This is a genomic window from Gordonia sp. 11cp (genome assembly GCF_057767225.1).
In genome coordinates this window covers 5,497,319-5,505,970 of record NZ_CM173437.1, presented here as the reverse complement: position 1 = coordinate 5,505,970, position 8,652 = coordinate 5,497,319, and the positions used below count along the sequence as shown (strand labels likewise).

The window sequence follows — 8,652 nt, the reverse complement described above, 5'->3', positions numbered from 1 at the left end:
ATCAAGAAATGCCCCGCAACCCCAGGTTGCGGGGCATTTCTCATACCCAGCTCAACTCAGGTGATGCACGTCGGCGAGTCCGTAGACGGGTGTCGGAACGCCCTCGTATCGGGCCTTCAACTGGAGCGCCAGGTAGAGCGAATAGTGCCGTGACTGATGGAGATTTCCACCGTGGAACCACAGGCCCGGCTGCTGGGTGGGCTTCCACATGTTCCGCTGCTCGCCCTCCCAGGGCCCTGGGTCCTTGGTCGTCTCGGATCCGAGCCCCCACACCTTGCCGACGCGGTCGGCGACCTCCTGACCCATCAGATCGGCGGCCCAGCCGTTCATCGATCCGTAGCCGGTCGCGTAGACAACGACGTCGGCCTCGATCTCGGTGCCGTCGGCGAGTACCACGGCGTTGGCGGTGAGGTGGTCGAGCTGACCGTGGACGAGCTTGATCGTCCCGTCGGCGATGAGTTCGCTGGCACCGACGTCGATGTAGTAACCGGACCCGCGGCGTAGGTACTTCATGAAGAGTCCGGAGTCGTCGTCGCCGAAGTCGAGTCGGAAGCCTGCCGCCTCCAGTCGGTCGTAGAAGTCCTTGTCCTGCTCGCGGATCTGGTCGTATACGGGTACTTGGAACTGGTGCATGATCCGGTAGGGCAGTGACGCGAAGGTCAGATCGGCCTTCTTGGTCGTCATCCCGGAAGCAACCGCCTCCTCGCTGTAGAGCGAGCCGAGGGCGATCGACCGCAGCGAGTCGGACTTCACGATGTGGGTCGAGGAGCGCTGCACCATCGTCGCGTCGACGCCGTTGTCCACAAGAGCTTTACAGATGTCGTGTGCGGAGTTGTTCGAGCCGATGACGACGACCTTCTTGCCGACATAACCGTCGGGCCCGGGGTGCGCGCTCGAGTGGTGCTGCTCGCCGGCGAACACATCCTGCCCGGGGACCGACGGGACCGCGGGCTTGCCGGACATTCCCGTCGCGAGCACCAGTTGCGTCGGATGAAGTGTGAGGCGCTCTCCATCGCGGTCGACCTCGACGGTCCAGCGGGCCTCCGCGTCGTCGTAAGCCGCGGACAGGCATGTGGTCTTGCTCCAGTACGGAACCTCCATGACCCTGGTGTAGAACTCCAGCCAGTCACCGATCTTGTCCTTCGGTGCGAAGACCGGCCAGTTGCTGGGGAACGGCAGGTACGGCAGGTGGTCGTACCAGACCGGGTCGTGCAGGCACAGCGACTTGTACCGTTTGCGCCACTGATCCCCGGGACGTTCGTGCCGGTCGACCACGATCGAGGGCACGCCCAGCTGGCGAAGTCTCGCACCGAGCGCTATGCCGCCCTGCCCGCCGCCGATGACCAGGACGTACGGCTGCGTGGTTCGACCGAGTGCCAGGTCCTCGTCGGCCTTCTTCTCCGCCCAGGAACGGGTGTCGGGGTCGGAACCGTGCACGGCGCCGAGCGGGCGGTTCGGGCCGGCCGGCTCCTCGTGGCCCTTGAGCTCCTGCATAGTCGTCAGCAGCGTCCAGGCCTTGTCCTCCCCGCCGACGTCTTCTCCGCCGACGTCCGGACCGCCGACGCTGCGACGGATGCGCAGGTGTCCTTCACAGCGTCCGACGGCGGTCTCGAACGCGATGAACGCCGAGACCACCCCGTCGCCGTCGTCGGTGGCCGGTTCGGTGGTGGTGAAGTTCGACGGCCGGGTGTCGGCGAGACGAGCGGTCAGCATGTCGGCTATCTGCTCGTGCCCTTCGACTGTCTTGATGTTCCACGTGAACGCCGTGAGGTCACGCCAGTAGCTGTCGGTCAGAAAGGCGTTCGTGGCCCGCGCGATGTCGAGCGCGCCGAGCGCGGACTCGAACTCGCGCAGCCAGGTCTCGATCCGCTGCTGGGGGGTGCGATCGAGCGGGACGACCGGTTCCAGTGTCTGGGTCATGATGCCTCCTCAGGTCTCAGGTGTGTGCCCGCGATCGTGATGTGGAACACAGCGGGTTGTGGACAGCAGACGCCCCGCCGCCGGGTGGCGGCAAGGGTTGCAGGGGGTTGCGAGGGGTGGGCAGCGTTGTCGTTGTGTGTGACGTGACGCACAATCAAGGGGATGAACGCTTACGAGTCGGTCTCCGACCTGGAGCCCGCGATGCACGCCGGTGACGATCCTCGCGAGTTCGCGTCCGTTCTCAGCGCGGTTCACGACGCCGCGATGTCGGGCGGGCGCATGCCGGCGCGTCCGCGCGGCGTCATCGACGACTCGTGGCAGCGGCTCCGTCGTGCCGGCCTGGACCCGGACGTGGCCTGCGTCAGCGAGCGGACCCTGCGGCTCGACGAGCTGGAGGATCGGCGCCGACGCTCCGGCCTCGCCGAAGTCGTCGACGAGCTGGCTCGCGGCCTCGACTCGCTGATCGCCGACGGTGACAACATCCTGGTCGTCTCGGATGCGGACGGGCACGTGCTGTGGCGCAGCGGGTCGTCGAAGGTGCTCACGCGCGCGGACGATCTCGGATTCGTCGAGGGTGCGGACTGGGCCGAGGGTTCGGTGGGGACCAACGCGATCGGTACGGCACTGATGTCCGGTCGTTCGGTTCAGGTGTTCTCGGCCGAGCACTTCGTGCGGAGCCACCATTCGTGGACCTGCACCGGTGCGCCGATCAAGGACCCACGGACCGGCGAGACGTTGGGTGTCGTCGATGTCAGCGGTCCGGCCGCCACCATCCATCCGACCACTCTGGCGCTCGTGCATGCGGTCGCCCGTCTCGCCGAGTCGCAACTCCGCGAGAGCCACCACCGCCGTCTGGACTCGCTGCGGGCGGTTGCCGCGCCGATCCTCGCGCGGATGCCGGGCCCGGCGCTGGCGGTCGACACCGACGGCTGGGTCGCGGCGGTGGACACCGTGTCCCCCCGATCGAGGCTCATCCTGCCACCGCGCCTCGGGCCCGGCCGGATCTTCGTGAACGCGCTCGGCGAGTGCGACGTCGAGGCGCTACCCGGTGGGTGGTTGGTGCGAGTCGCGGAGACGTCGCACCGCGCGACCACCAGGGTGGTCCTGCGGGTGACGGGTGGCGGCAACGTCGAGGTCACCGTCGAAGGCGCCAGTGGTGCGTGGACGCACCGGTGTTCGCCGCGCCACGGTGACATACTCACCTTCCTGGCGCGCCATCCCGAGGGCGTCACCGCGGCCCGGTTGTCGGCTCATCTGTTCGGTGTCGACGACCGCACGGTCACGGTCCGTGCCGAGTTGTCCCGTCTGCGCAAGCACTTCGGCGGTCTGCTCGTCGCGGGACCGTACCGCTTCGTCGACGGGGTCGACGTCGAGGTGCTCGACGCGAACGACTGATCGGCACGGGGTCAGTCGTACTCGGCGACCACCAGACCGCGGTCGAAGGCGTACACGATCGCCGCCGCGCGGTCGCGCAGGTCGAGTTTCGTGAAGATGTGATTGACGTGGCTCTTGACCGTCACCAGCGAGATGCCGAGGGCCGTACCGATTTCCGCATTCGTCCGGCCACGGGCGATCAGTCGCAGCACGTCGGTCTCGCGGTCGGTGAGTCCGGGGGCGGTGGTCACCTGCTCGCGGCCCGATCGTCGAAAACCCTGGAGCACCCGTTCGGTGACCGCGGGGTCGAGGAACGCCCCGTCGCGAACCACGGCGCGGACCGCCCAGATCAGCGCCTCGGCCGGCGAGTCCTTGAGGATGAACCCGGCCGCTCCGGCGCGCAGGGCCCGCGACAGGAGTACGTCGTCGTCGAAGGTGGTCAGGACCAGCACCGGTGGCGGTTCCCGCAGCGTCCGGACCATCTCGGTGGCGGTGATGCCGTCGACATTGCGCATCCGCAGGTCCATCAGGACGATGTCGGGTCGGTGCTCGGCGATCCCGGCGAGGACTTCGGACCCGTCTGCGCACTCACCCACGATGTCGAAGCCGTCGCGGGGACGGAGGATGCGACGCAATCCGGTGCGGATGAGTTCCTGGTCGTCGACGAGCAGGACCCTGATCGGGTCGGCCGGGGCCTCCGCCGGTCCGCTGGTCGTCATACGGGCACCCCGTCGGCGATCGACCGGGCGGGCAACGTCGCACGCACCGACCACGTGCCGGCGCGATGGGAGGTGTCCAGGGTGCCGCCGAGCAGTCTCGCGCGCTGGGTCATCCCCTCGATGCCGGTCCCGTCGCATTGTCGTGGACGGCCCTGGGCCGCGGGGTTCTCGACCGTCAGTGCGACCGCATCGGACACCGACACCGAGACCGACGCGCGTTTGCCCGCCGAGTGTTTGACGACGTTCGCCAACGATTCCTGGGCGATGCGGTACAGCGCCGCGCCGACCGGCCGCGAGAGCTCGGTGACGTCACCGGCGACGGTGAAGTCGATGTCCACTCCGGCCTTGCGGTAGTCCTCGACCAGCCGGACCAGATCGTCGGCACCCGGCGACGGGGCCGTCGTTCCCGCGGGTCCGGCTGTCCCCAGCACATGGACGATGGCGCGGATCTCGGTCATGGCCTGCCGGCCCTGGCGTTCGGCGTCGGAGAGCGCATCCAGGGCCTCCTCGACATCGCGATCCTGTTCGAGGGCGCGCCGGGCGCCGGTGACGTTGAGCATCGTGATCGACAGTGAGTGCGCGATGACGTCGTGGATCTCGCGTGCGATCCGGCGTCGTTCGTCGCCGGCAGCGCGGTCGGCTCGCTCGGCGAGCACGCGAGCCCGGTTGTCGGCCAGTCGTTTCTGGATCAGCACCATGTAGCCGATCAGCCATCCGCAGGCGACGCCGAGCGCGTAGAGCGCCGGTGAGTCGAGGCCGCCGAAGGCGCCGAACCAGACGATGACCGCGATGCACACGACCATCACGGCGATGCCGGTGAACAGGGGATACATCGCGGCCGCGATCGCCGCCATGAGGACGAGTTGCAGTGGTGCGGCGTCGGTCGGCGTCGGGATCATCAGAAAACAGACCGAACTGGCGATGATGCCGAAGCACGCGTACGAGGTCGGCGGCAGCGACAGATCCATCACCAGCGTCACCGCCGCGAGCACCAGGGCCGCGATCACCCACCAGACCTGCTCGAACGGAATGCGTTGGGCTGTGGACACCACGGTGACCACCAGGCTCGACGACAGGATGACGGCGGGATACAGCGGGGGATAGTCGCCGCCGGCCCGTTCGATGCGGCGCTGCAGCCCTGCGCCTGCGTTCGCTGTGAAGCCCGTCACCGTTCCATGATAGTTCCGCGTCACAGCCGAACGTCCGCCCGACGGTGGATTCCGATCTCCACCCTGGGGTGGAGTACGGGTCAACCCGCGGGATGGCGACGCGGATCTGTTGCCTCAATAGCGTTGTGAGCAGCTGATATCGCTGACCCAGGAGGACACGATGATGACGCTGAGGACACCACCCCGGCGATGGGAGACTCTCGAAACCCGGGAATTGGCAACCACTCTCGCCTCGGTAGCTACCTCCAGGGAGATGCGCGACGCCACGGCGAGCAGCCGCGGAGGGCTCGGCCGCCCGGTCGTCGTCGGCGTCGACGGTGGCGACGCCTCGTTGCGGGCGGTGAAGGTCGCGGCTCGCCTGTTGGGCGACTCCGGCGACCTGATCCTGATCTGCGCCACCCGCGGCCGCCGGAAGGAGGCGAGCACCACCCTCCATGACGCCCTCAAGGGCGAGTCCTACCTGCTCTCCGGACAGGCGCGGGTCGACGAGTGCCTGCGGACCGCGGCCGAGCTCGCGAGATGGCACGGTGCGCGGACGGTGTCGACCAGAAGCGAGGTCGGCGACCCGACGGCGGTCCTGCATCGGGCCGCGCAACGCGTCGGGGCAGGGACCGTCGTCCTCGGAAGGGGCGGCGCCCGCCCGGGCTGGACCGCCCGCCGCCTCGCCGGACGACTGGACGACGACCGCACCCTCATCGTCACCGACGGGTCGGTCCATCTCCGCCGGCGGTCCGGAATCACCGAGCACCCGCGCGGCATCGGATGGAATCTCCGCTGGCCGACGCCGGCGCCGGGACCTGCATAGCACCACCCACATGACACGATGTCCGCATGCACATCACCGACGAGGCGAGGCTGCGGGAGATCGTCGGCGAACCGGCTGCCGTGGTTCGCGACAAGGTCAGGCCGACGCTGTCCGACATCGATCGAGCATGGCTTGCCGCCTCACCCGTGGTGTTCCTGGCCACCGCCGACGCCCACGGACGCGTCGATGTCTCGCCCAAGGGCGACCCCGCCGGCAAGGTGGTGCACATCATCGACGACACCCGCATCGCGATTCCGGAACGTCCCGGGAACAGGCGCGTCGACGGTTATCTGAACATCCTGCGCAACCCGCACGCCGGCACCATCTTCGTCGTCCCCGGCCGCAACGACACCCTCCGGGTCAACGGGGCCGCCCGCGTCGTCGACGACGGTGACTACTTCGACGCCCTGGCGGTCAAGGGAAAGCGTCCGATCCTGGCCGTGGAGATCGACGTCGACGAAGTCTTCTACCACTGCTCCAAGGCGTTCCTGCGTGCGGATCTGTGGAAACCGGAGACCTGGACTCCCCGCACGCTGCCCACGGTGGCCGCCATCACCCGGATGGTCATGCCCGAACTCGATGTCCCGCTGGTCGACGACCGCGAGACCGACGAGCAGTACCGCAAGTACCTGTACTGACCGTTCGCCGCGAGCCGACGGCCGGTCGGCGCATGACCGCAGATCACGGTTCGTGGCGGCGATCACACCGATACCCTCGAAGGGCGATGCGGCACCCTGCAGCGGTTTCGGGTGCGGGCCACGACGAGACGGTGAAGGGAAGGCCATGGGCAGCTACAGCGAGGCGTTCACACAGGCGAGCGATGATCGTGAGGCGTTCTGGCTCTCCGCCGCGGAAGCGGTGGACTGGTACACCCCGCCGACCACGGCGCTCGACGATTCCGACGCCCCGTTCTACCGCTGGTTTCCCAGCGCCACGCTGAACACCTGCCACAACGCGCTCGATCGGCACCTCGCTGACGGCAACGACGGGCGGACGGCGCTGATCTGGGACTCGGCCATGACCGGGGAGCGACGGCACTACACCTACGCGGCGCTGCTCGATGTGGTCGCCAGATTCGCCGGAGTGCTGACTGCACAGGGTGTCTCGGCCGGAGACCGCGTGGTGATCTACATGCCGATGATCCCGGAGGCGGCCATCGCGATGCTCGCGTGCGCGCGGATCGGTGCGGTGCATTCGGTGGTGTTCGGTGGGTTCGCCGCCCGGGAACTCGCCACGCGCATCGACGATGCCGAGCCCGTCGCCGTCGTCACGGCGTCGGGAGGCCTCGAACCGGGACGCACGGTCGAGTATCTGCCGATGGTGGCGAAGGCCATCGAGATGTCGGCGACACCGCCTCGCACCGTCATCGTCAAGGATCGTCCGGAGATCACCGGCAGCGCCGCCGATCACGCCGGCTGGCTGGACTGGGATGAGGTCACCGACACCGCCGAACCGGTCGACCCGGTACCGGTCGCCGCGACCGATCCCCTTTACATCCTCTACACCTCGGGAACCACCGGGAAGCCCAAGGGAGTCGTCCGCGACAACGGCGGGCACGCGGTCGCGTTGACCTGGTCGATGACGAACATCTACGACATCGCCGCGGGTGACGTGTGGTGGACGGCGTCGGACGTCGGATGGGTCGTCGGGCACTCCTACATCGTCTACGCGCCGCTCTTCGTGGGGGCGACGACGGTGATGTACGAGGGCAAACCGGTCGGCACCCCCGACGCCGGCGCGTTCTGGCGGGTCATCGCCGATCACGGTGTCAAGGCCCTGTTCACCGCGCCGACGGCGATCCGCGCGATCCGCAAGGCGGACCCAGAAGCCACCGAACTCGCGAAGTACGACACGTCGTCCCTGCAGACCCTGTTCGCAGCCGGCGAGCGCCTCGACCCCGACACGTTCGCCTGGGCGTCCGACGTCCTCGGGGTCCCGGTCGTCGACCATTGGTGGCAGACCGAGACCGGCTGGGCGATCGCGGCGAATCTCCGTGGGCTCGAGCCGATGCCGATCAAGGCGGGTTCGCCGACGGTGCCCGTGCCCGGATATCGGGTGGGCGTCGTCGACGCCGAGGGCAACACGCTCGGAGCGGGGGAGGAGGGCAACATCGTCATCAGCCTGCCGCTGCCGCCCGGGACCCTTGCCGGCTTGTGGCGCGACGAGGAGCGTTACCGCAAGTCGTATCTGTCGGCATTCGACGGCTACTACCTGACCGGCGACTCCGGCTACGTCGACGCGGACGGATACGTGTTCGTCCTGGGTCGTTCAGACGATGTGATCAACGTTGCCGGACACCGGCTCTCGACCGGCAGCATCGAAGCGGTGGTGGCGTCGCACCCGGCCGTCGCCGAGTGTGCGGTCATCGGCATCCGGGACGACCTCAAGGGGCAGCGCCCCAGCGGCTACGTGGTGCTCAAGTCCGGTGTCGACATCGAGTCCGAGACATTGCGAAGCGAACTGGTGTCCCTGGTACGCAACGAGATCGGGGCGGTGGCCACCTTCCGGGACGTCACCGTCGTGCCGGCGCTGCCCAAGACGCGGTCGGGCAAGATCCTACGGAAGACCATGCGGCAGATCGCGGATCATGAAGAGTACACAGTGCCCTCGACCATCGAGGACCCCGACGTGCTGACGGCGCTGGCCGATCAGCTCAAGGGCTGAG

General features: G+C 68.2%; 7 protein-coding genes. 4 read left to right on the top strand and 3 right to left on the bottom strand.

Translation table 11 applies throughout. From position 1 onward, the window contains the following. Positions 1 to 51: 51 nt before the first annotated feature. Positions 52 to 1,920, bottom strand: coding sequence for a flavin-containing monooxygenase (locus tag AC3B6C_RS24805; RefSeq protein WP_488374480.1), 1,869 nt, complete (start codon positions 1,918 to 1,920; stop codon positions 52 to 54). A 162-nt stretch (positions 1,921 to 2,082) separates the two neighbouring features. On the opposite strand from AC3B6C_RS24805, the gene AC3B6C_RS24800 reads away from it, so the two are divergent. Further along, complete coding sequence (locus tag AC3B6C_RS24800) at positions 2,083 to 3,315, top strand: helix-turn-helix domain-containing protein (RefSeq protein ID WP_488374479.1); 1,233 nt, start codon at positions 2,083 to 2,085, stop codon at positions 3,313 to 3,315. 11 nt (positions 3,316 to 3,326) lie between these two features. Here the strand turns inward: AC3B6C_RS24800 and AC3B6C_RS24795 are convergent, their stop codons facing one another. Together AC3B6C_RS24795 and AC3B6C_RS24790 are read right to left on the bottom strand one after the other, a co-directional pair. Further along, positions 3,327 to 4,013, bottom strand: coding sequence for a response regulator (locus AC3B6C_RS24795; RefSeq protein WP_488374478.1), 687 nt, complete (start codon positions 4,011 to 4,013; stop codon positions 3,327 to 3,329). Further along, on the bottom strand, positions 4,010 to 5,182 hold the full coding sequence (locus AC3B6C_RS24790; RefSeq protein WP_488374477.1) for a sensor histidine kinase: 1,173 nt from the start codon (positions 5,180 to 5,182) through the stop codon (positions 4,010 to 4,012). The genes AC3B6C_RS24795 and AC3B6C_RS24790 overlap by 4 nt, the downstream gene beginning before the upstream one ends. Before the next feature lie 253 nt (positions 5,183 to 5,435). Here AC3B6C_RS24790 and AC3B6C_RS24785 point away from each other — a divergent pair, with 253 nt between their 5' ends. From AC3B6C_RS24785 to AC3B6C_RS24775, 3 genes are all read left to right on the top strand, one after another. Continuing rightward, positions 5,436 to 5,987, top strand: a complete 552-nt coding sequence (locus AC3B6C_RS24785; protein WP_488374476.1) for a universal stress protein — start codon at positions 5,436 to 5,438, stop codon at positions 5,985 to 5,987. A 26-nt stretch (positions 5,988 to 6,013) separates the two neighbouring features. Then, positions 6,014 to 6,625, top strand: coding sequence for an MSMEG_1061 family FMN-dependent PPOX-type flavoprotein (locus AC3B6C_RS24780; protein ID WP_488374475.1), 612 nt, complete (start codon positions 6,014 to 6,016; stop codon positions 6,623 to 6,625). 145 nt (positions 6,626 to 6,770) lie between these two features. After that, on the top strand, positions 6,771 to 8,651 hold the full coding sequence (locus tag AC3B6C_RS24775) for a propionyl-CoA synthetase (RefSeq protein WP_488374474.1): 1,881 nt from the start codon (positions 6,771 to 6,773) through the stop codon (positions 8,649 to 8,651). Position 8,652 lies beyond the last annotated feature (1 nt).